At 65.3% G+C, this 25,868-nt stretch carries 27 protein-coding genes; 14 read left to right on the forward strand and 13 right to left on the reverse strand.

Annotation, left to right across the window (positions count from 1 at the left end; translation table 11 throughout):
* Positions 1 to 11 precede the first annotated feature (11 nt).
* On the reverse strand, positions 12 to 206 hold the full coding sequence (locus tag HZZ13_RS36395; RefSeq protein WP_210349303.1) for a hypothetical protein: 195 nt from the start codon (positions 204 to 206) through the stop codon (positions 12 to 14).
* Between HZZ13_RS36395 and HZZ13_RS10370 the strand changes: the two genes are divergently transcribed.
* Together HZZ13_RS10370 and HZZ13_RS10375 are read left to right on the forward strand one after the other, a co-directional pair.
* A complete protein-coding gene (locus HZZ13_RS10370; RefSeq protein WP_197959516.1) occupies positions 154 to 564 on the forward strand; it encodes a DUF3775 domain-containing protein in 411 nt (136 codons plus the stop codon). The two genes, HZZ13_RS36395 and HZZ13_RS10370, sit on opposite strands and share 53 nt — an antisense overlap.
* Positions 565 to 604: 40 nt before the next feature.
* Positions 605 to 1,066: a host attachment protein gene (locus HZZ13_RS10375; RefSeq protein ID WP_197959517.1), complete on the forward strand. Its 462-nt coding sequence runs from the start codon at positions 605 to 607 to the stop codon at positions 1,064 to 1,066.
* A 25-nt stretch (positions 1,067 to 1,091) separates the two neighbouring features.
* Here the strand turns inward: HZZ13_RS10375 and HZZ13_RS10380 are convergent, their stop codons facing one another.
* On the reverse strand, positions 1,092 to 1,355 hold the full coding sequence (locus HZZ13_RS10380; RefSeq protein WP_197959518.1) for a hypothetical protein: 264 nt from the start codon (positions 1,353 to 1,355) through the stop codon (positions 1,092 to 1,094).
* Between the two features lie 300 nt (positions 1,356 to 1,655).
* Between HZZ13_RS10380 and HZZ13_RS10385 the strand changes: the two genes are divergently transcribed.
* Together HZZ13_RS10385 and HZZ13_RS10390 are read left to right on the forward strand one after the other, a co-directional pair.
* Positions 1,656 to 2,102, forward strand: coding sequence for a hypothetical protein (locus HZZ13_RS10385; protein WP_197959519.1), 447 nt, complete (start codon positions 1,656 to 1,658; stop codon positions 2,100 to 2,102).
* Positions 2,103 to 2,189: 87 nt separating this feature from the next.
* The gene (locus tag HZZ13_RS10390; protein WP_197959520.1) at positions 2,190 to 3,062 is read left to right on the forward strand and encodes a DMT family transporter; all 873 of its coding nucleotides are present in this window, start codon (positions 2,190 to 2,192) and stop codon (positions 3,060 to 3,062) included.
* Between the two features lie 74 nt (positions 3,063 to 3,136).
* Here the strand turns inward: HZZ13_RS10390 and HZZ13_RS10395 are convergent, their stop codons facing one another.
* Entirely contained in the window at positions 3,137 to 3,430 is a 294-nt protein-coding gene (locus HZZ13_RS10395; RefSeq protein WP_197959521.1) for a histone, read from the reverse strand.
* A 293-nt stretch (positions 3,431 to 3,723) separates the two neighbouring features.
* Here HZZ13_RS10395 and HZZ13_RS10400 point away from each other — a divergent pair, with 293 nt between their 5' ends.
* Positions 3,724 to 5,454 (forward strand): methyl-accepting chemotaxis protein, encoded by a 1,731-nt coding sequence (locus HZZ13_RS10400; protein WP_197959522.1) that lies wholly within the window; start codon positions 3,724 to 3,726, stop codon positions 5,452 to 5,454.
* Positions 5,455 to 5,583: 129 nt separating this feature from the next.
* On the opposite strand, the gene HZZ13_RS10405 is transcribed toward HZZ13_RS10400, so the two are convergent.
* Positions 5,584 to 6,243 (reverse strand): peroxiredoxin, encoded by a 660-nt coding sequence (locus HZZ13_RS10405; RefSeq protein ID WP_197959523.1) that lies wholly within the window; start codon positions 6,241 to 6,243, stop codon positions 5,584 to 5,586.
* 380 nt (positions 6,244 to 6,623) lie between these two features.
* On the opposite strand from HZZ13_RS10405, the gene HZZ13_RS10410 reads away from it, so the two are divergent.
* Positions 6,624 to 7,196, forward strand: a complete 573-nt coding sequence (locus HZZ13_RS10410) for a hypothetical protein (RefSeq protein ID WP_197959524.1) — start codon at positions 6,624 to 6,626, stop codon at positions 7,194 to 7,196.
* Between the two features lie 40 nt (positions 7,197 to 7,236).
* Here the strand turns inward: HZZ13_RS10410 and HZZ13_RS10415 are convergent, their stop codons facing one another.
* Positions 7,237 to 9,102 carry an alkaline phosphatase family protein gene (locus HZZ13_RS10415; RefSeq protein WP_197959525.1) on the reverse strand — a complete coding sequence of 622 codons (1,866 nt, stop codon included), beginning with the start codon at positions 9,100 to 9,102 and terminating at the stop codon, positions 7,237 to 7,239.
* Positions 9,103 to 10,272: 1,170 nt separating this feature from the next.
* Here HZZ13_RS10415 and HZZ13_RS10420 point away from each other — a divergent pair.
* On the forward strand, positions 10,273 to 10,719 hold the full coding sequence (locus HZZ13_RS10420; RefSeq protein WP_197959526.1) for a hypothetical protein: 447 nt from the start codon (positions 10,273 to 10,275) through the stop codon (positions 10,717 to 10,719).
* Positions 10,720 to 10,795: 76 nt separating this feature from the next.
* Here the strand turns inward: HZZ13_RS10420 and HZZ13_RS10425 are convergent, their stop codons facing one another.
* Complete coding sequence (locus HZZ13_RS10425) at positions 10,796 to 11,638, reverse strand: GNAT family N-acetyltransferase (RefSeq protein ID WP_197959527.1); 843 nt, start codon at positions 11,636 to 11,638, stop codon at positions 10,796 to 10,798.
* A gap of 115 nt (positions 11,639 to 11,753) precedes the next feature.
* On the opposite strand from HZZ13_RS10425, the gene HZZ13_RS10430 reads away from it, so the two are divergent.
* Entirely contained in the window at positions 11,754 to 12,458 is a 705-nt protein-coding gene (locus HZZ13_RS10430; RefSeq protein ID WP_197959528.1) for an SDR family oxidoreductase, read from the forward strand.
* 10 nt (positions 12,459 to 12,468) lie between these two features.
* On the opposite strand, the gene HZZ13_RS10435 is transcribed toward HZZ13_RS10430, so the two are convergent.
* Positions 12,469 to 13,524: a serine hydrolase gene (locus HZZ13_RS10435; protein ID WP_197959529.1), complete on the reverse strand. Its 1,056-nt coding sequence runs from the start codon at positions 13,522 to 13,524 to the stop codon at positions 12,469 to 12,471.
* A 274-nt stretch (positions 13,525 to 13,798) separates the two neighbouring features.
* Here HZZ13_RS10435 and HZZ13_RS10440 point away from each other — a divergent pair, with 274 nt between their 5' ends.
* The 3 genes from HZZ13_RS10440 (at position 13,799) to HZZ13_RS10450 (ending at position 15,719) form a co-directional block, all read left to right on the forward strand.
* Complete coding sequence (locus HZZ13_RS10440; RefSeq protein WP_197959530.1) at positions 13,799 to 14,185, forward strand: ArsR/SmtB family transcription factor; 387 nt, start codon at positions 13,799 to 13,801, stop codon at positions 14,183 to 14,185.
* Positions 14,186 to 14,187: 2 nt separating this feature from the next.
* Positions 14,188 to 14,691, forward strand: coding sequence for an SRPBCC family protein (locus HZZ13_RS10445; RefSeq protein WP_197959531.1), 504 nt, complete (start codon positions 14,188 to 14,190; stop codon positions 14,689 to 14,691).
* Positions 14,692 to 14,876: 185 nt separating this feature from the next.
* On the forward strand, positions 14,877 to 15,719 hold the full coding sequence (locus HZZ13_RS10450) for a hypothetical protein (protein ID WP_197959717.1): 843 nt from the start codon (positions 14,877 to 14,879) through the stop codon (positions 15,717 to 15,719).
* On the opposite strand, the gene HZZ13_RS10455 is transcribed toward HZZ13_RS10450, so the two are convergent.
* Together HZZ13_RS10455 and mhpA are read right to left on the reverse strand one after the other, a co-directional pair.
* On the reverse strand, positions 15,707 to 16,573 hold the full coding sequence (locus HZZ13_RS10455) for a fumarylacetoacetate hydrolase family protein (protein WP_197959532.1): 867 nt from the start codon (positions 16,571 to 16,573) through the stop codon (positions 15,707 to 15,709). The two genes, HZZ13_RS10450 and HZZ13_RS10455, sit on opposite strands and share 13 nt — an antisense overlap.
* A gap of 24 nt (positions 16,574 to 16,597) precedes the next feature.
* Positions 16,598 to 18,121, reverse strand: a complete 1,524-nt coding sequence (gene mhpA, locus HZZ13_RS10460) for a bifunctional 3-(3-hydroxy-phenyl)propionate/3-hydroxycinnamic acid hydroxylase MhpA (protein ID WP_197959533.1) — start codon at positions 18,119 to 18,121, stop codon at positions 16,598 to 16,600.
* 204 nt (positions 18,122 to 18,325) lie between these two features.
* On the opposite strand from mhpA, the gene HZZ13_RS10465 reads away from it, so the two are divergent.
* Together HZZ13_RS10465 and HZZ13_RS10470 are read left to right on the forward strand one after the other, a co-directional pair.
* A complete protein-coding gene (locus HZZ13_RS10465; RefSeq protein ID WP_197959534.1) occupies positions 18,326 to 19,474 on the forward strand; it encodes an ABC transporter substrate-binding protein in 1,149 nt (382 codons plus the stop codon).
* Positions 19,475 to 19,507: 33 nt separating this feature from the next.
* Positions 19,508 to 20,692: a cytochrome P450 gene (locus tag HZZ13_RS10470; RefSeq protein ID WP_197959535.1), complete on the forward strand. Its 1,185-nt coding sequence runs from the start codon at positions 19,508 to 19,510 to the stop codon at positions 20,690 to 20,692.
* A gap of 37 nt (positions 20,693 to 20,729) precedes the next feature.
* Here HZZ13_RS10470 and HZZ13_RS10475 read toward each other — a convergent pair whose 3' ends face one another.
* A complete protein-coding gene (locus HZZ13_RS10475; protein ID WP_197959536.1) occupies positions 20,730 to 21,521 on the reverse strand; it encodes a DNA-binding transcriptional regulator in 792 nt (263 codons plus the stop codon).
* 149 nt (positions 21,522 to 21,670) lie between these two features.
* On the opposite strand from HZZ13_RS10475, the gene HZZ13_RS10480 reads away from it, so the two are divergent.
* Positions 21,671 to 22,654: a VOC family protein gene (locus HZZ13_RS10480; protein WP_197959537.1), complete on the forward strand. Its 984-nt coding sequence runs from the start codon at positions 21,671 to 21,673 to the stop codon at positions 22,652 to 22,654.
* Between the two features lie 15 nt (positions 22,655 to 22,669).
* Here HZZ13_RS10480 and HZZ13_RS10485 read toward each other — a convergent pair whose 3' ends face one another.
* The 3 genes from HZZ13_RS10485 to HZZ13_RS10495 all read right to left on the reverse strand — a co-directional run bounded on the left by HZZ13_RS10485 (position 22,670) and on the right by HZZ13_RS10495 (position 25,864).
* Positions 22,670 to 23,332, reverse strand: a complete 663-nt coding sequence (locus HZZ13_RS10485) for a response regulator (protein WP_197959538.1) — start codon at positions 23,330 to 23,332, stop codon at positions 22,670 to 22,672.
* Positions 23,329 to 24,711 (reverse strand): sensor histidine kinase, encoded by a 1,383-nt coding sequence (locus tag HZZ13_RS10490; protein WP_197959539.1) that lies wholly within the window; start codon positions 24,709 to 24,711, stop codon positions 23,329 to 23,331. Before HZZ13_RS10490 ends, HZZ13_RS10485 begins: the two co-directional genes overlap by 4 nt.
* A gap of 121 nt (positions 24,712 to 24,832) precedes the next feature.
* The gene (locus tag HZZ13_RS10495) at positions 24,833 to 25,864 is read right to left on the reverse strand and encodes an L-idonate 5-dehydrogenase (RefSeq protein WP_197959540.1); all 1,032 of its coding nucleotides are present in this window, start codon (positions 25,862 to 25,864) and stop codon (positions 24,833 to 24,835) included.
* Between the last annotated feature and the right edge of the window lie 4 nt (positions 25,865 to 25,868).

Here is a 25,868-nt window from a genome sequence, read left to right on the forward strand (position 1 = left end):
CGACCCTAACGTCACGGCTCGGCAGCGCGGTGTAGGCCGACAGGCCACGCCGTGACTTGACCTTGATCCTGCGCAATTCGCAAGCTTGCCTTGGCTCTTACTGTCACCGTCATGGCAGTGGCGTGGTGCCTGCTGCCGGGCAAGGTGACCTGAATGCGAGTCATTCCAGATCTGTCGATCTCGCCGGAGAAGGTGTTCTTCGTCATCTCGAAATCGCGCCGGTCCGACAGCGAAGCGGGCGGGGGTGGCGTCGTCCTGGACTTCGGCGACGACGACATGAGCTACGGCCGCGGTGGGCGCGGCGAAACCACCGACCGTGCGGAGCTCGCGGGCTTCATCCGCGCTCTCAATGTTGACGAGCAGATCGATCTCGTGGCGCTGACCTGGCTTGGCCGCGGCGACGGTGATCTCGCCGATTGGCGTCAACTACGCGCTCAGGCCGCGCAGGCGCATAACCAGCGCACCGCGTCCTACCTGATCGGCACGCCAATGCTCGCGGACTATCTGGAAGAGGCGATGACGCAATTCGGCAAATCCTTCGAGGAATTCGAAGAACAGCTCTGATGCCGGATGCGGCGTCTGCAAGTGTCAAGGAGAAGTTGCGATGGACAAGATGAGAATGGACAAGGGTGACTGGCTGGTCGTGTGCGACGGGCGCAAGGCGCTGATTCTGGAAAACCTCGGCGACGACATGTTTCCCAACCTCCACACCAAGGAGGTGCACGAGCAGCCCAATCCCGCGACCGCCGCTCAAGGGTCCGACGCGCCGGGCCGGTTGCATGGCGCATCCGGCGGCGCACGCAGCTCGGTCGAGCAGACCGATTGGCACGACGAGGCCGAGCGCGCCTTTCTGCGGAGCCTGGCTGGCCGGCTCGATGCTGCCGTCAGCTCCGGTGAGACCACGGCCCTGACCATGGTGGCCTCGCCGCGTGCGCTCGGCATGATCCGCGCCGACTATTCGGACGGGCTGCGCAAGGCGCTGCAGGGGGAAGTCGGCAAGGATCTGGTCAAGCTGCCGGTCTACGAGATCGAGAAGCAATTGCTGCGGTCGGGCGCCGCCAAATAGAGAGGACCCGTAGAGCCGCGGCGCCTCAGTAGCAGGGGTGCCGCCGGCGGTCCTGGCCAATATAAGCGGCTGCGCTGCGGTAGCAGTGGTTGGTCGCCGGGCCGTCATAGTAGGCGAAGGTGCCGGGGGTGATACCTGGGCCGTAATTGTGTAGGTAGCTGATCGGGTAGGGCAGCGGGTTCGGGTAGGAGCGGTGGTACCGGTGGCGACCGTGCGCCTCCGCGAGGGCAGGCGCGAGGACCGCAGCCATCAGGACCGCAACCGCGGCGACACGCGTCAACTTGCTCATCTCGATTCTCCGGACCCCCGCTCGAATAGTCAGCCAGTTATAGCAATTTTCGGGGGCCAGCATCGCTCCGGCGGCGTGAAATCAAGGCCAGTCCCGCAGATTTCCGGGTGGGTGTGACAGAATTGCCGGACACGCGGCCAAAAGCTGCCCATTTTTGGCCTTTTCGGGATGCTTAACGAATTCCCCACACAAGTATGACCAAAAACTATTCGGTTAAGAATTCTGCCGCCGGCCCCGGGGGATGTTTTGCCAGTCCCTCGAGTCCGGTGCATTCCTGAAGGCCTTCGTCGTCATCTCGCCATGCGCATCACGCTTCCAGGTCTGCTGTTGCTCTGCCTCGCCGCTGCCACGCCAGCACGCGCCGAGCTGCATATCACCCGCGACCACGGCGGGTATGTCGAGGAGTACAAGGCCAAGTACAAGCGGGTGCGCGAAAAGGGCGAGCGGGTCATCATCGACGGCATCTGCAATTCGGCCTGCACGCTCGTGCTCGGCATCGTGCCGATGAACAAGATCTGCGTGACGCCGCGCGCAAGCCTCGGCTTCCACCAGGCCTATTACGACAAGGCGTTCACCTTCGGCATCAAGGTCACCAGCGCCGAGGGCACCTCAGATCTCATGTCCTACTACCCCGACACGGTGAAGGATTGGATTCGCCGCAATGGTGGGCTCACCACCGACATGAAGAAGATCAAGAACGGGGTCGAGCTCTGGAAGATCGTCAATCCCTGTCCGGAAGAATGGTGAGCGGCTGAGCCGGACATCGTCCGTCGCGCATCGTCACGACGAAATTCGCATTGCCGCATGGCCAACGGTGGGGCAATGAGGGCGGCAATGAACCATAATCAAGAAACCCTGGCCGCCCGCGCCGCGCCGATCCTGTTCGTGCTGCTTTGGAGCACCGGATTCATCGGCACCAAATACGTCGTCAGCAATGCCGATCCCTTGACCTATCTCGCCATCCGCATGGCGATCGTGGTAGGGCTGATGGCAATCATCGCAGGCATCGCGCGGCCGAAATGGCCGGACCGCGCCGGCATCGTGCACAGCGCGGTCGCCGGCATCCTCGTCCACGGCTTCTATCTCGGCGGCACCGCGATTGCGATCGCGCATTCGATTCCGGCCGGCCTTTCCGCGCTGATCCCGGGCCTGCAGCCGATCCTGACCTCGACCATCGCCAATCGCTGGCTTGGCGAACGGGTCACGCCGCTGCAATGGGCCGGGCTCGGGCTCGGCCTCGGCGGGGTGGTTCTGATCCTGCACAACCGCCCGATGACCGGCGAAGCCGGGCTCGGCTGGCTCGCCTCGGTGGTGTCGCTGGTCAGCATCACGCTCGGCACGCTCTATCAGCGCCGCTACTGCAATCACATCGACTGGCGTGCCGGCAATCTCGTGCAGTACGTGGCAGTCACCATCTTCTTCACGGTCGGCGCCTTCCTGTTCGAGGATCGCGTGGTGCACTGGACGCGGGAATTCGTCCTCGCGCTCGCCTGGCTCGCGGTTGCGCTCTCGATCGGATCGATCGGGCTGTTGTATTGGCTGATCCGCCACGCCGCGGCGACCTCGGTCGCGAGCCTGTTCTATCTGGTTCCGGCCGTCACGGCCCTGATGGCCTATCTGCTGTTCGGAGAAAAGCTGGACGCGATTGCCATTGCGGGCATGGCGCTCTGCGCCACAGCGGTTTTCGTCGTCAATCGGCGGTCCTGACGGCGTGCACGGGCCTGACGGTAGGCGCGCGCGTCTCCGGGCGCGCCCGCACCCGGAGACGTCTGCCGGTGCGATCAGCGCTTGGCCTTCTTGGCCTTCTTCTTCGACTTGCCGGCTTTCTTGGCCGCCTTTTTCGCAGACTTTTTCGCGGCCTTCTTGGACGATTTCTTTGCGGCCTTCTTTGTCGTCTTCTTCGCAGCCTTCTTGGTTTTCGTCTTGGCGGCCTTCTTCGGCGCTACTTTCTTCGCGACCTTCTTGGCGGCTTTCTTCACCTGCTTGACTGCGGTGACTGCCGCGTCCTTGGTCGTTTCCACGGCAGTGGTGATCGTCTCCATCGCCTGTTCGGTGATCGGCTTCTCGTCGTCCATATCGTCCCCCACGGTTTGCATGGAGCGATGACGATAGCGGGTTTCGAAATTGTGTCAAAGCGACGCTCAACCTTTGCGGATCTTTGCGTAGGCGGCGAGTGCGCGTTCGCGTGCCCTGGCATGATCGACGATCGGCTGCGAACAGGTCTTGCCGATCGCACCGGCGCTCCGGCGGGCGGGACGACCTCGTTTACCAATTGGAAAGCATGCCGCGCGCGGCGGTGGGAACCGTCGTTAATGCGACCGTAAGTCAATTGCACGATTATGCAGGGATTACGGGGGTCATTCCATCCATGTCCAATCTTCTAACGGCGAAGTTCCTGCCGCGGTTCAAGCTCGGCACCAAGGCCGTCCTGTGCGCGGTGCTGTTGATCGCAATGAACACGGCGCTGGTGGTCGGCGCCGGCTATTGGTCGCTGACATCCGCCTTCAATGACCGCGCCTTGCGCGACATCGAGATCAATCTGCGCACGCTGGCGCTGGCCTTTGCGGAGACCGTTCCCGAGGCCAAGATCACGATTCGGGACGGCGCGGTGGTCCGCGCCGAGATCCCGAAAATGCCCGACTTCAAGGATCACGCCATCGTCGATCGGGCGGTGTCCTACGCCGGCGGCAACGCGACCCTGTTCGTGTTCGACGCGGCGAGCGGACAATTCGTCCGCCGCTCGACCAACGTGAAAAAGGAAAACGGCGACCGCGCCGTCGGGACCCAGCTTGCCGCCGATCATCCCGGGCAGGCCCCGCTGCGCCGTGGCGAGGCCTATAAGGGGCCGGCGACGCTGTTCGGCAAGACGTTCATGACCGCCTATTTCCCGATCGGCGATGGGACCGGCAAGGTCGCCGGCATTCTCTATGTCGGCATCCCCATGGCGCAGTTCGAGGGCATGCTGTCCCAGGCCATGGAGAGCATGGCTGCCGCCGCCGGGCTTGCCGCGCTTCTGGTCCTGCTCCTGACCCTGCTGGTCGTCCGGCGCATCACCCGGCCGCTGACTTCGGTGACGCACTCGCTCACCGCGCTTGCCAATGGCCAGAACGACGTCGCGATCGAATGCGAGGACCGTGCCGACGAGATCGGCGAGATCGCCCGCACGGTCGCGGTGTTCAAGAGCAACTCGCAGGAGCGGGCACGCCTGCGCACTGAACAGGCGGCGGCAAATGCTGCCGCAGCCGAGCAGCGCAAGGCCGAGCTGCGCAGCTTCGTCGAGGAGTTCCGCGGCAGCGTCGGCGGCATTCTCGACAAGGTGCTCGCATCGTCCGGGGACTTCGAGCGCGCCGCGCGACAACTCACCGACGCCGCGCGCTCTACGGCCGATCTGTCGGCGCAGTCGGCGGGAGCTTCCGAAAGCGCCTCCGAGCATGTGCGTTCGGCAGCGTCCGCTTCCGACGAGCTGTCTCAATCCATCTCCGAGATCACCCGCCGGGTGCAGGAATCGAACGCGATCTCCGCCGAGGCGGTGCGGCAGGCCGAAGCCACCGACCAGCGCATTGCGCAGCTCTCGGAGGCCGGCTCGCGCATCGGCGACGTCGTCAAGCTGATCACCTCGATCGCCGAGCAGACCAATCTGCTGGCGCTGAATGCGACCATCGAGGCTGCACGCGCCGGCGATGCCGGCCGCGGCTTCGCGGTGGTGGCTCAGGAGGTCAAGACGCTCGCCGGCCAGACCGCCAAGGCGACCGACGAGATCTCGAACCAGATCGAGAGCATGCAGCTTGCGACCGAGGAATCGGTCGCCGCCATCAAGGCGATCAGCCAGACCATCGAGCGCATCAGCGGCATCGCAGGCTCGATCTCGGCCGCGGTCGAGCAACAGAAAAGCGCGACGCACAACATCGTGGCGAGCGTTCGCGCCGCAGTGTCAGGCACCGCCGATGTCGCGGTCAATGTCCGTCACGCCGCCAAAGGCGCCAGCGAGACCGGCGAGACGTCGAGCCGGATGTTTGCTTCCGCCCAGGCGCTGTCGGGCGAGAGCCTGCATCTGAAGGCCGAGGTCGAGAGCTTCCTCGACCGCGTGCACGCGGCGTGAGTTTGTAGTTCAAGGCAGTCATTCCGGGGCGGTCCACAGGACCGAGCCCGGAATCTCGAGATCCCGGGTCTGGTCCTTCGGACCATCCCGGGATGACTTTTTGCGGTCGCTATCCGCGACCGCCAAAAGTCATTTCGGCTGCGGGACGATGCGGATGTAGGGCTTCGGCTCCTTCCAGCCCTGCGGGTAGATCGTCTTGGCCTCGTCGTTGGAGACCGAGCCCGCGATGATGACGTCCTCGCCCTGCGACCAGTCGGCCGGCGTCGCCACGCGATGCTTGGCGGTGAGCTGGAGCGAGTCGATGGCGCGCAGGATCTCCTGGAAGTTCCGGCCCGTGGTCATCGGGTAGACCAGCACCAGCTTGATCTTCTTGTCCGGTCCGATGACGAAGACGTTGCGGACGGTCTGGTTGTCGGCCGGGGTGCGGGTAAGGGGATCGCCCGAGGTCGAGGCCGGCAGCATCTCGTAGAGCTTGGAGACGTTGAAGTCGGTGTCGCCGATCATCGGGTAGTTCGGCGCGGCGCCCTGGGTCTCCTTGATGTCCTCGGACCATTTGGCGTGACGGTCGACCGGATCGACCGAAAGGCCCATCAGCTTGACGCCGCGCTTGTCGAACTCCGGCTTCAGCTTGGCGAGAGCGCCGAGCTCAGTGGTGCAAACCGGCGTGAAGTCCTTCGGGTGCGAGAACAAGAGGGCCCAGCTGTTGCCGATCCAATCGTGGAACTTGATCTTCCCTTCGGTGGTTTCGGCTTCGAAGTCGGGGGCGGTGGCGCCGATCGGAAGTGTCATGGTTCTACCTCATCGCTTTGAATTTACTTATAAATTCATCTCGGCCGTCGCCGCCAGTATAGGGCTTTGGAAAGGCCAAGTGAACCGCTTCAAGTAAAATGTGAATTCCTTGCTTGAAGAGCCGACTTCTTAGCACCTTTCTGTTACAGCGGCGCCTGCGGCGAAACATCTCCACCGGAGCTGCACGGGCTCGATTGCCCCGATAATGCCTTTTATGACTTCCATCACGCCCGTCCGGCGCGTCCTAGAACCAGATTGGTCCTGATAGCGACCAATTGGCAACCATCTAGAAAAGTCGCGATCCCCGTATCGAATCGTTAACCACCCCTTTACGCCGGCATGAAAATGCTGGCCGATCAGAAGAAGTCTGGAAGTGAACTATGTCTTCCGCTGCGCCTAAGCCTACCGAGTCGTCGTCCCTCGTGCCGTCCTGCCGCGATACCGCAGCTCATGCCCTTTCCGTCGTGCGCGACGGCGTGATCACGGGCGAAGGCCCGACCACCAAGGGAAGGGTGCATTTCTCCCGCTCGCTCGACGCCGATGACACCGCCTGGTGCATGCGCATCCTCACCGCCACCGCCGTCAACGACCAGCCGGTCAGCCGCGGCGAGGCCGAAGTTCTGTTCGAGATCAACGAGGCCGCGACCGAGCGCACCGATGGTGGCCGGTTCGACGACCTGCTTGCCAAGGCGGTCGCCCACTATGCCGCCAGCGCCTCGGGCCTGAAGGTGCCGCCGCGCAGCGTCGCGCTGTCGGCCGACACCGAGATCGAGAGCTGGGCGCCGTCCTATGCCTCCAAGGTCAACAGCGAGATGCTGGAGTGGATCGCCGGCCAGATGCGCGGCAAGCGCCAGAACAACCGTCGCCTGATGGCGATGGTCGCGACTTTCCTGGGCACCACCGCACTGCCTCTGGCGGGCCAGTTGCCGAACGTGTTCGACATCGGGATGTAAGATTTTGCGCGTCACGCGATGACGCCAGGGAACGGCGGGATTATTTCCCCGCCGTTTTTTGTTTGCCGGTGTCCAGCTCGAGCCCCAGCGTGCGGCCTGGAAAACCGGCGGCATCGAAATAACGCTGGCTGCCGACGCGCTGGAACTTCAGCACCGTGACCAGGCCGCCCTCGGCGGGCTTCGACTTCACGGTGCCGGCATAGGCCTTCGGCACGGTGCCGTTGGGCATCGCTTCCGACATCACGCGGCCCACCAAGTCTCCTTTCTGCGTCGCGCGCAGGCCCATGAGCTGCGCGGCCGTCATGCCGACGTCGGCATTGCTGACCGGAATCTCGTCGACATAGCCGGCTTTGAAGTCCGGGCCGATGGCGGCCATGAAGTTCATGGTGTCGCCGCGGCTGAAGCTGCCATGCATGCCCTGGCCCTGGCGCAGCACGGTGTCGGCGACCTGCACCGAGCAATTGGTCGGCGCCTCGCCGCAATCGCTGGCATAGGAGCGGAAGTTGACGACGATGGACGGCGTCGGGGTCGCCGACTTGCCGCGCAAATTGATGCTCGACAATGGCAGCGTGCCCGGGAAGCGGCCGAGCGAGTCCTCGACGAACAGGCCGGAGACGTAGTCCTGTTCGAGCAGCGCCTTGATGGTCTTCGCGGCGAGCTTCTTGTCCTTGTTCGGCAGATAGACCAGGTCGGAGCCGCCATTGGTGGCGACGACGAGGTCGGGCTTTTCCGGATCCTTGCCGAGCACGCCATTGCCGGCCTTGGGATGCTTGTTGCCTTCGATCTTCGCATTCTTGTCGTTGGGGTCGAACAGCGGCAGGTCGAGCGCTTTCGCAAGGTCGAGCGCCAGGAAGCCCATCGGCAGGAAGTCCTTGGGCGTGTCGTCATAGCTGACCTTGGCCGACGGGCTGGTCTTGCTCTCCTTGGAGATGGTCGAGAAGCCGTGGTCGGCCGAGACGATGATGTTGGTCGAGGCGGCGAGCCCGAGCTCGTCGAGCGCCTTGCGGAGCTGGGCGAGGTTGGTGTCGGCGTTCTTGATGCCGGCCATCGAGGTCGGGCCGTTGATGCCGGGCATGATCTGGTTGAGGCTGTCGCCGGTGTTGTGCTGGCTGCCGTCGGGGTCGCGCGACCAGAACACCAGCACGAACGGCTTGTTGCGTGCCTTGAACATCGGCAGCACCACCTTGGTGGCGACGTCGGCGAAATAGGCCTGCTGCGCGACATTGGCGACCGTGGTGCCCGGCGTCTTGGCATCGCCCGCCTTGGAATTGTCGCCGCGCGGCGGCGTGGCGAGGGGCAGGCCGGCCTTGGTCAGCGCGTCCTTCACCTCGTCCGACAGCGCCACGCCGTTCTTGCCGCCGGTGGAATCGTCGAACACGATCGAGTGCAGGCCGGGCTTTTCAAGCTTGTCGGTGTGGTCGAACTGGTAGGTCGGACCGACCTTGCCGATCGCCGCGGTGCTCAGCCCCTTGTCGCGAGCCAGCTTCAGAATCGTGTCCTCGTTGAGGTAGTTGCCCCCAAAATGCTCGTCGATGTCGCCGAGCACGGCATCGTTCTCGATGAAGGGGACCACGGTGTCGCCGGCCGGCACCGAGGTGTAGTTGGTCCAGATCGTGTTGGAGAACACGCCGGTGTCGCCGAGATAATGGCCGGTCGACATCGCCGAGCCGTTGGCCATGGTGAAGGTGGGGAAGAGCGAGTGCGGATTCTTGAAGTTGACGCCCTTGTCGCGAACCTCGGCCATCGCAGGCGTCGTCTCCGGGGTGACCTTCAGCGCGCGCAGACCGTCCGGAATGAACAGGATCAGGTTGCGGGGCGTGTTGTTCTGGGCAGAGGCAAGTCCGGTGAAAAGCCCGGTGGACAGCACGGTCAGACCGGCGGACAGCAACACCAGTGAACGGCGCATCAAAGTCTCTCCTGCACTGAGGCAAATGGCCGCGGTAGCGGCTCACAGCTTCGTTTAGTTTCGCTGCATGACGGTTTCGTTACAAGGGCCCGGCCGATGCAGCAGGGCTGGGAAGGGGAGTGATTACTGCCGCGTGGACCCCGGCTCTGCAGCGCATCGTCGAACCGGACGATGCTTCGCATCGCCGAGGAGACGCTGCGCTGCGTCCGGGGCACGAGCCGGAGTTTGGAATGACGGAGCGCGTGGGTGCTGGTTCGTAGGATGGGTAGAGCACTTGCGAAACCCATCATGCTTCCCCGCAGACGAAAGGTGATGGGTTTCGCTTGCGCTCTACCCATCCTACAATCCTGCAGACACGGTTTCGCATCCTCGCGGCGCATCTCGCCCGAGCTTTGCTTGTCGCCTCACCCTCATCGAAAGAGGGCGCAGGGAAGACCGGGAGCCGGCTGGCTCCCATTGACCGCCATGCCAAGAGCAGACTGCGTGTGCCTGGTGCATAGCGGGGAAACAGGGCAACCGGAGACATCCCGGCCTTCCCTGCGCAGTGGTTGGAACGGCTTATGTCGTGCTCTCCCCGGGGAGCGATGCACTATTGCCCCCGTCGCCTTGCGGATGGCTGATGCGTATCGCCCGGTCGGGCAACACACATCACCACAAGACTTGGCGCACAGACCCCGGGCGCCAGGACCACACGATTTTGCCGTACGCGAACCGCACCCGTCGTTGGCACGAGGTCTTCGCTCACGGCTCTCCGCCCTGCGAAGCTTTTCGCGCCGATGTGGCCCGCGTCCACCGCCGCCCGGCCCGCGTTCGTGACGATCGCGATACGCCCCTCTTCCTTGGGCCGGGTTGCGGCGAGACATACGTGATTTCCGAATTTCGGTAAAGCGGAATATTTTGCGCGGGCTAGGTTGACCGGCATCTTGGGTGTTTTGCCCGTCGGGCAACGCAAGGGATTGTGGCCGCAACCATTCAATCAAGCAGCAGGGGGCGCTGACGCACGAAGTTATTGAAATGAGCGCGGAATTCCGGGCGTTCTGCCGCACCCTGTCCCGGTTAATCGCGTGCCTTAACCAATAATTAATTATACGTTTGCGGGTGGGCGACGGCCCGGCCTAGCCTCCTTCCGGGGAGCTGCTATCGCGAAGGCAAACGAGTGTGGTGCGTATCATGATTGCCAGATCATATGGGGCGTTGTTCGCCTCGCTCAGCGCAGCTGCGCTGCTGCTTAGCTCCAGTGACAGTCCAGCCGGACCTGCTGGCGCCGCCGCGCCAGGCGTTGCAGCAGTTGCTGCCCCGCCGGCTGCGGCACGTCCGCCGATTGGGCCGGGCGCGAGGTTCCACCGCCGCAGCGCTCCCTGGGTCTATTGGCCTGGCGGCGGCTACTTCTACGACGGCGCCGGCTACAGCCAGCCCTTCGCCGATGTGAACCAGTCGCTCTCCGCCGATGTGCGCTACACCTACACCTATGATGTGCCCTGGGACTGGACGCATCGCTATCCGCCGAACGTCGTGCCGTCCGATCGGCCCTATGTGCCGAGCTGCCCGACCGAGCGGGTGACGGTGCCCGGCCGCGGCGGCAGCGAGCACACCGTCAACGTCATGCGCTGCTACTGAACATCTTGAGCATGATCTTTTCGGAAGACCGCTTCACACTTTGCGCTAACGCGGCCCTTCGGGTCCGGATCATGCTCTAGCCCAGCTCGAAGCTGGTGACGCCGAAGACGCGGTCGAGCCGCAGCGGCAGGATCGGCCCGGTGTACATCCGCGCCGTCTCGAACACCGGCGTGAGGCCGAGCGCCTCGGCGAGCGCGATTGCGACCGGATTGACGGCGGGGACATCGAGGAAGACCTCGCCGGCGCCCGCGCTTCCCAGCAGGGCCTGCACGACGTCATCCGCGGCGGCGCGGTCGTCGGCGACGAGCGGGCCGATCTTGTAGCCGGTCCGGCACGGACGGATGACGCCCCATGCAGCGAGCCTGCCGTCGCGCAGCAACGCGCGACTGATGTGACCTCGTGTGTTGATCCAGGCGCGGAGGAAGGCGCTGCGCGCGGCGGGGAAGACGCTGGCGTCATCGGCTTCCACGAGCGCGAACGGGACGTTGTCGAGCGCAACGACATCGGCCGGCGGCTTCACGAATCCCGCAACAGTGCCGCCATAGCGGATATTGGCGTAAGCGAGCTGGAATCCCGACTTCTTGTAATTCTCCTGCTGCGCCACCACGCCGTCGAGGCCGATCACGCGCGCGCCCGCATGCGCGATCGCGGCGTTCCAGATGCGCAGGCCATGGCCCGCGCCGCGAAAGCGCTCGCGCACGATGTAGAAGCCGAGGAAGGCGAAGCGGTCGTCATAATTGACGCAGGAGACGGTCGCGACCGGCTCGCCTTCGATCTCGCCGACGAAGAAGCCCTGGCGATCGGGGATCGCAAAGCACGCGGCATCCGCCAGCCCCGGATTCCAGCCCTCCGCCGCGGCCCAGTCGACGGCGAGGGCGATTTCGTCGGGGCGCAAATTGCGGATCTGCAAATCACTCATTTCAAGCCGCTCATGATGGATGCGTTCGGCCATGGACCTGCCGACGGGTCCGGCTGTAGAAGGCCTCATGATAGGCCGAGCCTGCGGCTCGCCTCAACTGAAGGGATTATCGGTCATGGCAGCAGAGAAGGTTGCGCTCGTTACCGCAGGCGGCAGCGGCATGGGGGCGGGGGCTGCGCGGCGGCTGGCGGCGGACGGGTTTCGCGTCGCGATCCTGTCGTCCTCGGGCAAGGGCGAGGCGCTGGCGGCCGAGCTCGGCGGGATCGGCGTCACCGGCTCGAACCAGTCGAACGACGACCTGAAGCGCCTCGTCGAGCTTGCGATGGCGAAGTGGGGGCGGATCGACGTGCTCGTCAACAGCGCGGGGCACGGGCCGCGTGCCCCCATCATCGAGATCACAGACGAGCAGTGGCACACCGGCCTCGACACTTATCTCCTGAACGTGATCCGTCCGACCCGGCTGGTGACGCCGCTGATGCAGGCGCAGAAGGGCGGCGCCATCATCAACATCTCGACCGCCTGGGCGTTCGAGCCCAGCGCGATGTTCCCGACCTCGGCGGTGTTCCGCGCAGGGCTCGCCGCCTTCACCAAGATCTTCACCGACACTTACGCGGCCGACAATGTCCGCATGAACAACGTGTTGCCGGGCTGGATCGACAGCCTGCCGCAGCAGGACGCGCGACGCGACGGCGTGCCGATGAGGCGCTACGGCAAGGTCGAGGAGATCGCGGCGACGATCTCGTTCCTGGTCTCCGACGGCGCGGCCTACATCACCGGCCAGAACATCCGAGTCGACGGCGGGCTGACGCGCTCGGTCTGAGGCGGCCGTCTCAATGTGAGACTATGAGCCGGGCCAGTTCCGGCAGGATCTTGTAGCGGGCGATCTCGTGCGGATACTCGCCGCGATTGGCGAGCAGGACGATGCCAATCCGCCGCGCCGGCACCAGGCCGATATAGCCGGAGGCGTTGTTGAGCCCGCCGGGCTTGTCGACGATGGTGAGGCCTGGGAGGCGCACGGTCTCCCAGGCCATGCCCTGTCCGAATTTTTCGTCGACGCGGAAGGCCTCATGCTGCGTCAGCCGCAGGGCTTCGCGCAAATGGGGATCGATCGCGCGGCCGTCGACGCAGGCGGCGATGAACGTTGCGAGGTCGCGCGCAGAGGAGAACATCTGCCCGGTGCCGGGCACGTCGAAATAGCTCTGCTGGTTGCCGACCGGGCCGATCGCCGTGCCCTGATCGGAATAGCCCTGGACCACGCGTTGCATCGCCGCCCCGTCCAATATGGCGCGATTGTCCGGGCCGCGCTCGGGAACGCAAGTCGCGGTCATGCCGAGCGGAGAGAGGATGCGCTGTTCGAGCAGGGCTGCGATCGGCATGCCGTAGCGGCGCTCGAGCACGAGCTGAAGCAGCACATAACCGGCATGGGTGTAAACGCGTTGCCGGCCGGGTGCGACGCCGGGCGCCGGCGTGAAGGCGTTCAGCATCGCGATGAATTGCTCGCGCGTATATTCGTCGTTCGGCCAGGGCGGATGATCGGTCGGGAGCAGCAGCCCCGACGTGTGCGTCACCAACTCTCCAACGGTGACGTCGCGGATGTAGTTGCCGCTCAGCTCGGGCAGGTATTTCGGCAGACGATCGTCGAGCCGCATCTCGCCGCGCAGCACGCCGAGCGCCACGAGCGTGGCCTCGAACGGCTTTCGCAACGAGGCGAGGTTGAACAGCGTGTCGGCCGTCACCTTCCGTCCGGTCACATCGTCGGCGAACCCATCGCTGAAGAACTCGACATGGCGGCCGGCATAGAGCGCGGCGGCGAGGCCGCCCGCGTGGTCCGGCGTCGCGGTCGGTGCCAGCTCGCCGGCGACGATGTCGCGAATCTGCGCGATCATGTCGGAATCCGCGGACGCTCGCCGCGGGCGGGTGAGAGCGATCGCGAGCGGAACGAGCGCAGCCCGGGCGAAGCTTCGCCGGGTGATCCGGGATGAGATGACAAGGGGCGGCACGTGCTCTGATCAATCATGCTGATGCCCCGGACATGGTTTAGCGAGGAGGGCGCGATGTCCCAATTCACAATTGCGCGTGTGGGTTCCCGTCGAGCGACGAAACTGAGCCATCAGGCTAACAATTATTGACGCCCGTGATCCGCCGTGTATAGTTAGCTTCATGGCTAACCAATTATCCAGCCTCGACCAGATCTTCGCCGCGCTCGCCGACCCGACGCGGCGGGCGATCGTGATGCGGCTGTGCGCAGGCGAGGCGTCGGTCGGCGAGCTCGCCGATCCCTTCGACATGGCACTGCCGAGCTTCATGAAGCACATCCATGTGCTGGAGACGAGCGGGCTCGTTCAGTCCGAGAAATCCGGACGCGTGCGCACCTGCCGCCTCAGCGCGGACGCGCTGGTCGGCGCGGAGGATTGGTTCCAGCAGCAGCGCGCGGTCTGGGAGGCGCGGCTCGACAGGTTCGAGGCCTATGTGATGAAGCTCAAGAAAGAAAAGGAAAGGACGGCCGCCAAGCGGCCGTCCCGAACAACCAAACGGAAAGGTTCCTGACAATGACGAGTTCTGCCAACCCCGCTTTGTCGCAATGGTCGCTCGACCGCGAGATCGTGATGTCGCGTGTGATCGACGCGCCGCGCGATCTGGTGTTCGAGGCATGGTCCGACCCGGAGCATCTGCCGCAATGGTTCGGTCCGAAGGGATTCAAGGTCGAGACCTTCGAGATCGACGTCCGTGTCGGCGGCGTCTGGCGCTTCAACATGATCGGGCCTGACGGCACGGTCTATCCGAACCGGATGCGCTTCCGCCGCATCGAGCGGCCGTCGCTGATGGAGATGGATCACGGCCTCGACCAGGATGACGATCCCGGCATGTTCCGCTTCACCGTCACCTTTGCCGAGCAGAGCAACGGCAAGACCGTGCTGATGATGCGGCAGCTGGCTTCCAGCACCGAGCAGCGCGATGGCATGATCGGCTTCGGCGCCGTCGAGTACGGCTACCAGACGCTGGACAAGCTGGCGGCCTATGTGGCGGGAATTGAGAGAAAGGACCTCGCGTGATTCGGAGGCGTCTCCAAATGACGCCCCCGGAATAACCCCTGGATACGCAGGGGCCTCCGCAATTGTGACAGCGCCCGCAGGCGAATTATGACAGCGCCAACACGCAGATTTTTGTCGCCTGGAACGAAGGATTTATGACAGAATTGCTACCGTTGGATGTCAAAATGACTACAGCGGGGCTGTTCATGTTGCAGTGGCAGGCGCGGTCAAATCCCCTGGCGTGGTGGTGGGGATCTCTCACGCTTGTGAGCAGCGCCAACATTCTCGTCTGGTTCATGCTGTACCGTGAGTTCTACCCGACGGTCGCGGGCAGCGTCGGCGGCGGCTCGGACATCGGACTGATGTTCCTGCTGTGCGCCGGCTATGTGTTCGGCTGCGCCTTCCGTTCGGTGCTGCCGCGCGCCGACGTGCAGCGCATCTGCCTGTTCGACACCTGGCTCTCCAGCGTCTTCGTCGGACGCTCGGTCGCGACCGTGGCCGAGGTCTGCTTCGCCGCGCAATGGGCGATCATCCTGCATCAGCTCGGCACCATGACCGGCGCCGAGACGGCGGTGAACATCGCGTGGGTGATTGTCCCGGTGATCATCATCGCCGAGTGCTTCTCCTGGTACGCGGTGGTCACCACCAATTATCTCTACAACGCGATCGAGAATTCGTTGTGGGCGGTGACCTTCTTCCTCGCCGGCATCGCGCTGTGCCGCCTGATGCCGGAATTCCAGGGCGTGGTGCGCTGGGCGCTGATGTCAGGGATCGTCGGCATCGCCTGCTTCCTCGCCTTCCTAGTCACCGTCGACGTGCCGATGTATCTCAGCCGCTGGCGGGCAGGGCACGTGGAGGGCAACAAGTTCCTCGGCCTGCTCGAAGGCCTGCACGACGTCGCGACGCGCTGGGTGGTGACCCACGACATCGCGCATTGGAAGGGCGAGCTGACCTGGATGTTCCTGTATTTCACCGCGGCGGTGTGGTCGAGCCTCGCGCTCTGCGCGCTCTACGCGATGGAAGGCTATCTGGCGCGCTATCTCGCCTGAAGGTCAGGCGGTTCGGCGATCACCGTGTTGCGCAAGGTGCCGATGCCGGAAATCTCGACCTCGACGGTGTCGCCGGGGCGCATCCACAGCGGCGGTGTGCGCTTGGCGCCGACACCGCCCGGCGTGCCCGTGACAATGACGTCGCCGGGCACGAGCGGGCAGATCGTGGAGATGTAGGCGATCAGCTCGGGGATGGCGGTGATCATGAGATCCGTCGTGGTGTCCTGCACGACGTTGCCGTTCAGCCGGGTCTGCAAGGTGAGCTTTGACGGATCCGGAATCTCGTCGGTCGTCACCAGCCACGGACCGAAACTGCCGCTTTCGGCAAAGGTCTTGCCGGCAAGGAATTGACTGGTGTGGCGCTGCCAGTCGCGGATGCTGCCTTCGTTGTAGCAGGAATAGCCGGCGACGTGGTCGAGCGCGCGGCCAGGGGGGATGTGACGGCCCGCCTTGCCGATGACGAGCGCGAGCTCGCCTTCATAGTCGAAGTCCTCGCTCACCTTCGGCTTCACGATGGGCTGGAGATGGCCGACCTGGCTGCAGGCGAAGCGCGCAAACAGCGCCGGCTTTTCGGTGACGGTGCGGCCGGTTTCGGCGACGTGATCGCGATAGTTGAGGCCCACACAGATGATCTTGCCGGGATCGGGGATCACGGGCGCGAAGCTGATCCTGTCGAGCGCGTGATCGGGCGCCGCGGAGGCGGCCAGCCTTGCCGCCTCGGCAAGGCGACCGGCTTCGAGCAGCTGCCGCAGCGTGGCGCACCCCGCCATCCGCGCGCCGAGATCGACGACGCCGTTATCCTTGATGACGCCGAAGGAGGGGCGGCCATCGACGATGAAAGAAAGCAGCTTCATGAGATATCCTTAAGAAGTGTTCGCTCAGGCCGCGGAGGGCACATGGGCTGAAGGAATTTGGGTTGGAGGCGCGATGGCGGCGAGGAGGCGGTCGAGCTCGGCCTCGTTGCGGGCGGAGCCGCGCACATAGCGGTCCGGGCGAACGAGTGCGGCGATGACGCCGTGCTCGCGCAGCCAGGGGCCGAGGCCGTTGGCATCGTCGCTGGTCAGGACCTTGATCCCTGCCTGTGACAGCGCGAGGCGTGATGAGAGTGCCGCGGCCGCCTCGATGAGCAGCACGTGGCTGTAGCCGGTCCGGTCGTCGCTTCGGCTGTCGTCGGTCAAGGTGAACTGCGGCGCCAGGTGGCCGGCGAGCGGCAGGTCGCCGAACGCGAGGCCGGGGCCGAGCAGAGGCTTCTTCACCTCCAGCTTGACCGGCGCATTCTCGCGCGCTTCGCCGGCGGCAAGGCCGGCCTCGATCGCCTTGGTGTTGATGACACCGCCGAGGCGAATGGCGAGCTCGATGAACTCGCGCACATGCGGCAGGCGTTCGCTCTGATAGGTGTCGAGCAGATCGGGCGCGGCGCTGTTGCGGATCACGCTCGCCAGCTTCCAGGCGAGGTTGGCGGCATCGCGAATGCCGGCGCACATGCCCTGGCCGAGGAAGGGCGGGGTCTGGTGCGCGGAATCGCCCGCGAGCAGCAATCGTCCGTTCCGCCATTGCTGCGCGATGACCGAATGAAAAGTGTAGACCGCAGCGCGCTCGATCTCGGCTTCGTCGGGCGTGATCCAGCGCGACAGCAGCTCCCAGACCTTCGCAGGTTGCGCGACGTCCTGCGAGTCCTCGTCCGGGAGAACCGTGATCTCCCAGCGCCGCCGCGTGCCGGTGCCGCGCACGTAAGTTGCGGGCCGCCTGGGATCGCAATGCTGGAGGCTGTAGTCGCCGAGGTCGTCGCGCGCGCGCTTGAGCAGCACGTCGGTCACAAGCCAGCGCTCGTGGAAGCCGAGGTCGTCCATGCCCGAGCCGATGAAGCGGCGCACCAGGGAGCGGGCGCCGTCGCAGCCGATCACGTAGCCGGCACGGACCTCGCTGAGCCTCCCGTTGGAGAGGTTTTCGCAGCGGACTCGCACGCCGTGCTCGTCCTGATCGAGCGCGAACACTTCGCAACGGTTGCGCAAGGTGACGTGCGGCCAGCGGGCGAGGCCGCCGATCAACACGTCCTCCAGATCCGGCTGATGGAAGCGGTAGCTGAGATGCCAGCCCATCGGCGTCAGCGTCTGCGGACGGGACCAATCCAGCAGCATGCGCCCGGCTGCATCGAGAAAGAGCATGCCGGGACTGAGAATGACATGCGGCAGGATCGCATCGGCAAGCCCGATGGTCTGGAACACGCGCATGCATTCATCGTCGAAATGCACCGCGCGCGGCAAGTGATAGGTCCGTGCCTCGCGCTCCAGCACCAGCGTCCGCACGCCGCACAGGCCGAGCAGGTTCGCGAGCGTGGCGCCCACCGGCCCGCGGCCGACGATTACGACGTCATACTCTTCAGGGGTGGATTTATCTTGCATGGGGTATCTCTTCCCCAAGCAGGCTCGGCGCTTCAACGCCGGCGTGGCAAGTGTCCGCCCAGCGGACGGCCTCGTCCAAAACCCGTCTTGTCCGCCAGCCGGACATTTCGGCAATCGCGCTACCTCGAGCCGGCCTGCCTTGGTTACCTAGGACCAGGAAAAAAGGTGCAGGTTGTCGATTGAGGCAGCCGCGGAGGAACGACGATGCTGAAATGCGCGGGAGTGGCGTGCCTTGCAATCCAACTGTTCGTGGCGCCCGCTTTGGCCGCGGACATCAACGTGGGAATCCTGCTGTCCACGACCGGTCCGGCCGCCGCGATCGGGAATGCGGAGCGCAACGGCACCAGCTTTGGCGCAACCGAAGTTGCGGGCCACAAGGTCAACTATCTGTTTCTCGACGAGGCTTCGGACAGCACCGCGGCGGTCGCAGCGATGCGGAAGCTCGTTCAGGGCAGCAGCATCGATATTCTGGTCGGGCCGACCACGACGCCCGGATCCTTCGCGATCATCGATCCTGCGGTCGAATACCGGGTTCCGGTCATCACGCTTGCCCCGGTCAACGCCCTGGTGACACCGGTCGATGCGCGGAGGCGCTGGATATTCAAGACGACCACGAACGACGATCACGAAGCCGCGCCATTGTTCGCACACATGAAGAAGAGCGGCGTCAAGAAACTCGCCCTCATCGGTTTCGGCGATTCCTATGGTGACGCCTGGAGCAAGGTCAGTGCGGAGATGTGTGCGGCCGCGGGGATCGCGCTCGTCGCCGACGAGAAATATGCACGGACCGATAACAGTGTCGTCGGGCAGGTCCTCAAGATCGTCGCCGCCGATCCCGACGCCGTCCTGATTGCGGCCTCCGGTGCGCCCGCGGCGCTGCCGCTGCTTCAGCTTCGCGAGAAGGGATTTGCAGGCAAGGTGTACGGCACGCTCGGCGCCACCTTTGGAGATTTCCGGAAGCTGACGGGCGCGCAAGGTGACGGCATCTTCGTGCCGCTGAGCCCGGCCGTCGGCGCGGCCTCGTTGCCGGATGGCCATCCCGCCAAGCAGGCCGCGCTGGAGTTCATTCAGCGCTACGAAGCCAAGTTCGGTCCGGGAAGCCGCAACATCTTTGCGGGATCCGCCTACGATGCGCTGCTCCTGGTCGAGCGCGCTGCACCCGCTGCGCTCAAGGTGGGAGCGCCCGGGACCGCCGAATTTCGCGAGGGCCTCCGCAGCGCGATCGAAGGGCTCAGAGGCCTGGCTGGCTCCCGCGGCGTCTACAATTACGGCCCCAACGACCACACCGGCCTCGACCAGAGTGCGCTGACGCTTGGTCAGCTGCAGAAGGGCGAATGGGTGGCGGTGCCCTGAGGCGGACCTCGGGACGGTCAGGGAGAACAGAGGATGCCGGCCATTCCCGGACAACCGGTCTATGACGTCGATCTCTACAGCGACGAGGTCCTCCTCGATCCATACCCGCACTACAGGGCCCTTCGCGATCTGGGCGCGGTTGTCTGGTTGCCGCAAAACGGGCTTCACGCGGTGGCTCGCTTCGACGACGTCCGTGCCGCCCTGCGAAACCCGACCGTGTTCTCGTCGGCACAGGGAGTTGCCGCCAACGACCACGTCAACAGCATCTCGCAAGGCACGACGCTGGCGAGCGATGCGCCCTTGCATGATCGGCTTCGTGCGATCATAGCAGCTCCGTTGCTGCCGCGAGCTCTGGAAGAGATTGCGCCGCAGATCAGGGCGGAGGCCCACCGGCTTGTCGACGACCTGGTCGCCCGCGGCCAGTTCGATGCGGTATCGGACCTGGCCCAGCACCTGCCACTGACGATCGTCTCCAAGCTCGTGGGCCTGGAGGATCATGGTCGCAGCAGCATGCTGCGCTGGGCTGCTGCGACCTTCAACGTGCTCGGCAGCATGAATGCACGGGCCTGTGCGGCTATGAAGGACGTTCAGGAGATGCGCGCCTATCTCGGCGGCGAAGAGATCAGGAGCCGTCTGCGGCCCGGCAGCTGGGGCGACCGCATCTTCGCGGCTGCGGACCGCGGCGAGGTCGAGCCCGAGCGCTGCCCGGTGCTGATGCGGGATTATCTCGGCCCGAGCCTCGATACGACCATCTTCGCGACGGCCAACCTGGTCTTGCTGTTCGGCCGACACCCCGAGCAGTGGGATCTGGTCCGCAACGATCCGGCCCTGATCCCGAATGCGATCAACGAGGCGCTGCGGCTGGAATCCCCGGTCCGGGGATTCACACGCTATCTCACGGCCGATGCGACGATTGCAGACCTGACCCTTCCGCGCGGGAGCCGGCTGCTGCTGCTATACGCGTCGGCCAATCGCGACGAGCGAAAATGGCAGGATCCGGAATGCTTCGACGTGACACGCCGCGCCAACGACCATCTCGGATTCGGCAATGGGACGCACATGTGCGCAGGCCTTCATCTGGCCCGGCTGGAGATGACTGCGCTGCTTGAAGCCCTGATGAAGCGCGTGGCCTGCTTCGAGATCGGGGAGCCCGTGCTCGCGCTCAACAACGTGTTGCGTGGCCTGGCTTCCTTGCCGGTTCGGGTGAAACGCGCATAGCCCGCGCCTTGTCGATCCCTGTCATCGGAGCTCTGCTTCATGCTCCGACGTCGATGGCAGCCGCGGCGCTGCGCATCGGATCGACAAACGTGGCGATGGCTTCCTCGATCCCCAGCGCCGAGCGGATCCAGATGATCGAGATGCAGCCGAACACGGCGCCGCCCCGCACGATCGGGACGGCAATCGAAGCCGTCTTGGGATTGTATTCGCCCTCGCTGCGGATGGCGTAGCCTCGCGCGGCGGTCTCTGCGATCATGCGGTCGAGCCGGCCCTGGTCGAGGAAGGGGCGGTCGTCGACCTCATCGATGCGGCGAAGATGATTGACGATGAGATCGCGTTCGCGCGCAGGGCAGGCGGCGAGATAGGCGCGGCCCGCAGACGTACGCAGCATCGGCAGGCGCTTGCCGATCATGCCGCGGTCGATCGAGAGCGGGCTGCGAGAATGTGTGGTCTCCTGCACCACCATCGCTGCGTTCTCGTACGTCGAGAGATCGACCGGCCAGACCAGTTTCTTGCTGAGATCGGCGAGATAAGGCGCCGCCGCATGGCAGATCACCACGCCTGGATCATAGCCGTCGCCGAGGCTCAGCGCGCGCCGGGTGACCCGGAATCGGTCGTCGCTGGCGCTGCGGGCGATATAGCCGAGTTCCTCCAGGGTTTCGAGCAGGCGATACACGGTGGGTCGGGGCAGGTCGAGCGCGCGGGCGACGTCGCCGGCGCGGATGCCGCCGGAGCGGTTGACCTCGTGCAGCACGTCGAGCCCGCGCTTGAAGGCGCGGACGCCCTCAGACTGCCGCGGCTGGCCGTTCCGCGTCCGCTCCTTGGACACTCCGTATTTCCTCCCTTGTGGCACGTCGCGGCGCGCTTATTGTCGCCTGAGAACGCGAGGCGATTGCGGAACCGCCACCGTAGGATCGCGCGCGGCTGGTATCAAGCTCGCCGCACGACGGCGACCGCGATGCCTTCGGGAGGAATTCGATGGAAATCGCAGCGCTCGGCTATATCGGAATCAGCTCATCCCAGCTCGACCAGTGGAGCCGGATGGCGACCGGGCTGCTCGGCATGCAGCAGGTCGATCGCGGCGGCAAGATGCGGGCCTTCCGCATGGACGACCGCAAGCAGCGGCTGATCGTCGACGGCGGAAGCGATGCCGGCCTTGCGGTGATGGGATGGGAAGTTGCTTCGACCGCGGAACTGGACAAGTTGGCAGGACGGCTCGAAAGCCATGGCATCAAGGTGGCGAGGGGCTCGCGCGCACTCGCTGACGAGCGGCATGTCGGCGAGCTGATCGCGTTTGCCGATCCCGCCGGCAACCGGCTGGAGGCTTTTTGCAAGCCGGAGCTTGCGAGCGAGCCGTTCAGGCCGGGCCGCCCGATCTCGGGCTTCCGCACCGGGGCGCTCGGCATGGGGCATGTCGTGCTCAATGTGGAGGATGTCGAGGTGCTGTTGCCGTTCTATCGCGACGTGCTCGGCTTTCACGTCTCCGATTTCGGGCTGAAGCCCTACGGGCTTTATTTCTTCCACGTCAACGGCCGCCACCATTCCTTTGCGATGGTCGGATCGGGGCGGAAGGCGATGCATCATTTCATGGTCGAGCTCGGCTGCCTCGATGATGTCGGGCAGGGCTACGATCTCGCGCAGATGGACGAGGGACGCATCGCCTACACGCTGGGCCGGCACACCAATGACCACATGACCTCGTTCTACGTGAATACGCCGTCCGGCTTCTTCATCGAATACGGCTGGGGCGGACGCGTCATCGATCCCGAGACCTGGCAGCCGCACGAGACCTTTGATGGGCCCTCCCTGTGGGGTCACGAACGGCTGCATATGCCCGAAGAGCAGCGCACGCGGTTGCGCGAGATGCGGCTCGATGCGGCTGCCCGCGGCGTGCGCGTCGCCGATCCGCGCGTTCCGCCGCTCAACTGCGCGTGGCTGGACCAGGTGATCGCGCGCGAATGATGGCCGCGGCGCAGCTCAGGCCCCGCCGAGATCGACCTCGCTCAGGATGCCCTGGCGCAGCGCCAGCCGGACCAGCTCGATATCGGAGCCGACGCCGAGCTTGTCCTTGATCAGTGAATGCAGGTTCGCCACCGTCTTCGGGCTGACATGCAGCGTCGCGGCGATCTCCTCCGTTGTGTTCTCGGCGAGCAGCAATCGCAGCACCTCGAACTCGCGCGGGGTCAAGACGTCGGCGGCCGAGGTCTCGCCGCCGATGCGGCCGAGCGCAAGCTCGTGGTCGATGTCGGGGCTGATGGCGATCTTGCCGGCGAGCACGTCCTTGACCGCGCGCACCAGGGTCTCCGGCGGGCTGGTCTTGGTGACATAGCCCCTTGCACCGGCGCGGATCGCCTGCACGGCAAAGCCGGCACTCTCGTGCATGGTGAAAACGAGGATTCGCGCCGCCTTGTCCCACTGCCTGATCCGCCTGACGGCTTCGATGCCGCCGATGCCGGGCATGCTGAGGTCCATGATGACGAGGTCGGGCATCTCGGATTTGTAGAGGCGATAGGCTTCCGCTCCATCGGCCGCCTCGGCGACGACGCGTAGGCCCGGCTGCTTCTGGAGCACCGAGCGATAGCCCTCGCGGACGACGGAATGGTCGTCGACCAGCAGGATGGTCGCTTCGCCTGCGCTCATGCCGCATGCTCCAGGGCCTCGGACGTGGCAGCCGCGAGCGGAATGAAGACGCGCAGCGCGGAGCCGTGAGGGCCGGTCTCAAAGCTCAGACGGCCACGAAGCGCTGCAACGCGCTCGCGCATGCCGAGCAGACCCATACCGGATTTGACGGCAGCCTCGTTCGGCCGGCCATCGTCCTCGACGGCGAGCGCGATCTCGCCGTCGGCCATCGTCAGATGCAGGTTGACCTTCGTTGCGCCGGCGTGCTTGGCCGCATTGGTGAGCGCCTCCTGCACGATCCGATAGAGATTGGCACTGACGGAGGCGGGCACGCTGTCGAAAGCGCCGTCGAACCGGATCTCGAAGCGGGTCTGGCCGCGACTGCGGCCGTTCCACCCCGAGACCAGGCCTTCGAGGCTGGCGATGAGGCCGAGCTCGTCGACATCGGGCGGCCGCAGCCGGAACAGCGCACCGCGCAGCGTCTCCATCATCCCGGTCGCGGTGCGGGCGATGCTGTCGCATTCGCCCAATAGGCCGGGACAGTCCTGCGCCGCTGTCTGGCGGGCGGACGCAGCCAGCGCGCGGATCGCGGCGAGCGACTGGCCGAATTCGTCATGCAGCTCGCGGGCGAGGTGGCGGCGCTCCTCGTCCTGGAGCGCGATCAGCTTCCGCGTCAGCTCGTTGCGCTCGGCAAGCGCGGTGTCGAGGCTCTCGGCGAGATGGTTGAAGACGTCGCGGATGGCGGAGAGCTCGGCGAGGTCGAACGGCGGCAGCCGGGTGGTGAGGTCGCCGGCAGCGATGCGTTCGAGGCCGCTGCCGATCATGCGGGTGGGCCGTAGGGCCCGGGCCAGCGCGGCATAGACCAGCGCGCAGAGCAGCGGCAGCGCGATCGCAAGCGCGATCATCAGGCGGCCGGCCTCATGCCAGGCCTCCGCCGTCTGCACCGCCGGGTCGATCGAAACCACGGTCTCGCCGAGCTTGGTTCCGCGCACGATCACGGGGCGAGCCGCCTCGCGGCCGGGGTCGAACACGCTGCGATAGAAGGCGGCGAAGGCCTGCGGCGGCGGGCTGGCCGGGGCAGGCGCGCCGCTGCAGAAACGCTGCAGTATCTCGCCGCTCGGCCCACGGAATCCGAGGCAGAGGCCGGGCGTCATCACATGGGCCGACACCGGGTCGAGGTCCGGAAAGTCCGAGCGGGGGCTCGCCGCCCACTGCACCTTGCCTTGCTGCAGCTCCAGCGTCTTGGCCACGATGGCGGCGATGCCATCGATGCGCGCATGCGCGGCGCTATCGGCGCTGACGAGGAAATAGGTGGAGATCGCGGCGAAGCAGGCGGCCGATATCGCAGCCACGCGCAGCGTCAGACGGACCTTGAGATCGAATCTCGGGCGTTTCCACATCGGCTTGCACCTGGTGCGACCGGGCTGGTCGTGCCTCATTAAAGGGCAGAACGCCAGCGGCGGGAAGCGTTCCCGGCTTGCCGCAGTGCAACGTCGTGAAATTTTCCCGGACGTGCCGCGCTCAGAACGTCAGCTGCACCTTCATCGACTGCGAACGATCGCTGGCGAGCTCGAAGGCGGCGACGGCGTTCTCGAACGGCATGGTCGCCGTGATCAGCGGCTTGACGTCGATCAGTCCTTCGCCCATGAGGCGCACCGCGAGCTCGAACTCGGGATCGAAGCGGAACGTGCCGCGCAGCTGCAATTCCTTGGCGACGATCGAGTTGATCGGCAGCGTCATCTCGCCGCCGAGGCCGAGCTGCACCAGCGTCGCGCCGGGCCTGAGTACGTCGAGCGCGGTGCAGAGCGCCGCCTGATTGCCGGAGGCTTCGAACAGCGTGTCGAATACGCCCTTGCCGGCGCGCCAGGGATCGAGCGCGGTGGCATTGGTCGCGACGTTGATGGCATGCGTAGCGCCGAGCTTCTTGGCGACCGCGAGCGGCGCCTCGGCCACATCCGTCACCACGATCTCGGATGCACCGCCGAAGCGCGAGACCAAAATCATCAGCGCGCCGATCGGGCCGCAGCCGGTGATCAGCACGCGCTTGCCGAGCAGGGGGCCGGCCTGCTTGCCGGCATGCAGGCACACTGCAAGCGGCTCGGCGACGGCGGCTTCCGCCAGCGACAGCTTGTCCGAGACCGGGACGGCCTGCGTGGCGTCGACCGTGATGAACTCGCGAAAGCCGCCCTGCACATGGGGAAAGCGCATGGCGCTGCCGAGGAAGCGCATGTCGAGGCACTGGTTGCGCATGCCCTCCTGGCAATGCAGGCACGCCCCGCACGGTCTGCTCGGGTTGACCGCGACGCGGGTGCCCGGCCTGACGCTGGTGACGCCGTCACCGACGTCAGCAACGACGCCGGCGATCTCGTGCCCCAGCGCCATCGGTTGCTGGATCCGCACGACGCCGAAACCGCCGTGATGGTAGTAGTGCAGATCGGAGCCGCAGATCCCGCCATTGGCGATCTTGACGCGGACCTCGCCAGGGCCGGGGGCCGGATCGGCATAATTGTCGATCCGCAGGTCCTTCGGGGCGTGGATGACGACGGCGCGCATGACT

The organism is Bradyrhizobium agreste (assembly GCF_016031625.1).
Taxonomy (GTDB): Bacteria; Pseudomonadota; Alphaproteobacteria; order Rhizobiales; family Xanthobacteraceae; genus Bradyrhizobium; species Bradyrhizobium agreste.

What these genes read in the sequence shown, in the direction of transcription:
- HZZ13_RS10370 (WP_197959516.1), top strand. Translation starts at nt 154, where the DNA reads ATGCGAGTCATTCCAGATCTGTCGATCTCGCCGGAGAAGGTGTTCTTC.
- HZZ13_RS10490 (WP_197959539.1), bottom strand. Translation starts at nt 24,711, where the DNA reads ATGTGGAAACGCCCGAGATTCGATCTCAAGGTCCGTCTGACGCTGCGC.
- HZZ13_RS10380 (WP_197959518.1), bottom strand. Translation starts at nt 1,355, where the DNA reads ATGAGCAAGTTGACGCGTGTCGCCGCGGTTGCGGTCCTGATGGCTGCG.
- HZZ13_RS10420 (WP_197959526.1), top strand. Translation starts at nt 10,273, where the DNA reads ATGATTGCCAGATCATATGGGGCGTTGTTCGCCTCGCTCAGCGCAGCT.
- HZZ13_RS10430 (WP_197959528.1), top strand. Translation starts at nt 11,754, where the DNA reads ATGGCAGCAGAGAAGGTTGCGCTCGTTACCGCAGGCGGCAGCGGCATG.
- HZZ13_RS10455 (WP_197959532.1), bottom strand. Translation starts at nt 16,573, where the DNA reads ATGAAGCTGCTTTCTTTCATCGTCGATGGCCGCCCCTCCTTCGGCGTC.
- HZZ13_RS10425 (WP_197959527.1), bottom strand. Translation starts at nt 11,638, where the DNA reads ATGAGTGATTTGCAGATCCGCAATTTGCGCCCCGACGAAATCGCCCTC.
- HZZ13_RS10435 (WP_197959529.1), bottom strand. Translation starts at nt 13,524, where the DNA reads ATGATCGCGCAGATTCGCGACATCGTCGCCGGCGAGCTGGCACCGACC.
- HZZ13_RS10395 (WP_197959521.1), bottom strand. Translation starts at nt 3,430, where the DNA reads ATGGACGACGAGAAGCCGATCACCGAACAGGCGATGGAGACGATCACC.
- HZZ13_RS10445 (WP_197959531.1), top strand. Translation starts at nt 14,188, where the DNA reads ATGACGAGTTCTGCCAACCCCGCTTTGTCGCAATGGTCGCTCGACCGC.
- HZZ13_RS10470 (WP_197959535.1), top strand. Translation starts at nt 19,508, where the DNA reads ATGCCGGCCATTCCCGGACAACCGGTCTATGACGTCGATCTCTACAGC.
- HZZ13_RS10400 (WP_197959522.1), top strand. Translation starts at nt 3,724, where the DNA reads ATGTCCAATCTTCTAACGGCGAAGTTCCTGCCGCGGTTCAAGCTCGGC.
- HZZ13_RS10465 (WP_197959534.1), top strand. Translation starts at nt 18,326, where the DNA reads ATGCTGAAATGCGCGGGAGTGGCGTGCCTTGCAATCCAACTGTTCGTG.
- HZZ13_RS10450 (WP_197959717.1), top strand. Translation starts at nt 14,877, where the DNA reads ATGTTGCAGTGGCAGGCGCGGTCAAATCCCCTGGCGTGGTGGTGGGGA.
- HZZ13_RS10390 (WP_197959520.1), top strand. Translation starts at nt 2,190, where the DNA reads ATGAACCATAATCAAGAAACCCTGGCCGCCCGCGCCGCGCCGATCCTG.
- HZZ13_RS10385 (WP_197959519.1), top strand. Translation starts at nt 1,656, where the DNA reads ATGCGCATCACGCTTCCAGGTCTGCTGTTGCTCTGCCTCGCCGCTGCC.
- HZZ13_RS10410 (WP_197959524.1), top strand. Translation starts at nt 6,624, where the DNA reads ATGTCTTCCGCTGCGCCTAAGCCTACCGAGTCGTCGTCCCTCGTGCCG.
- HZZ13_RS10485 (WP_197959538.1), bottom strand. Translation starts at nt 23,332, where the DNA reads ATGAGCGCAGGCGAAGCGACCATCCTGCTGGTCGACGACCATTCCGTC.
- HZZ13_RS10440 (WP_197959530.1), top strand. Translation starts at nt 13,799, where the DNA reads ATGGCTAACCAATTATCCAGCCTCGACCAGATCTTCGCCGCGCTCGCC.
- HZZ13_RS10415 (WP_197959525.1), bottom strand. Translation starts at nt 9,102, where the DNA reads ATGCGCCGTTCACTGGTGTTGCTGTCCGCCGGTCTGACCGTGCTGTCC.
- HZZ13_RS36395 (WP_210349303.1), bottom strand. Translation starts at nt 206, where the DNA reads ATGACGAAGAACACCTTCTCCGGCGAGATCGACAGATCTGGAATGACT.
- HZZ13_RS10495 (WP_197959540.1), bottom strand. Translation starts at nt 25,864, where the DNA reads ATGCGCGCCGTCGTCATCCACGCCCCGAAGGACCTGCGGATCGACAAT.
- mhpA (WP_197959533.1), bottom strand. Translation starts at nt 18,121, where the DNA reads ATGCAAGATAAATCCACCCCTGAAGAGTATGACGTCGTAATCGTCGGC.
- HZZ13_RS10480 (WP_197959537.1), top strand. Translation starts at nt 21,671, where the DNA reads ATGGAAATCGCAGCGCTCGGCTATATCGGAATCAGCTCATCCCAGCTC.
- HZZ13_RS10405 (WP_197959523.1), bottom strand. Translation starts at nt 6,243, where the DNA reads ATGACACTTCCGATCGGCGCCACCGCCCCCGACTTCGAAGCCGAAACC.
- HZZ13_RS10375 (WP_197959517.1), top strand. Translation starts at nt 605, where the DNA reads ATGGACAAGATGAGAATGGACAAGGGTGACTGGCTGGTCGTGTGCGAC.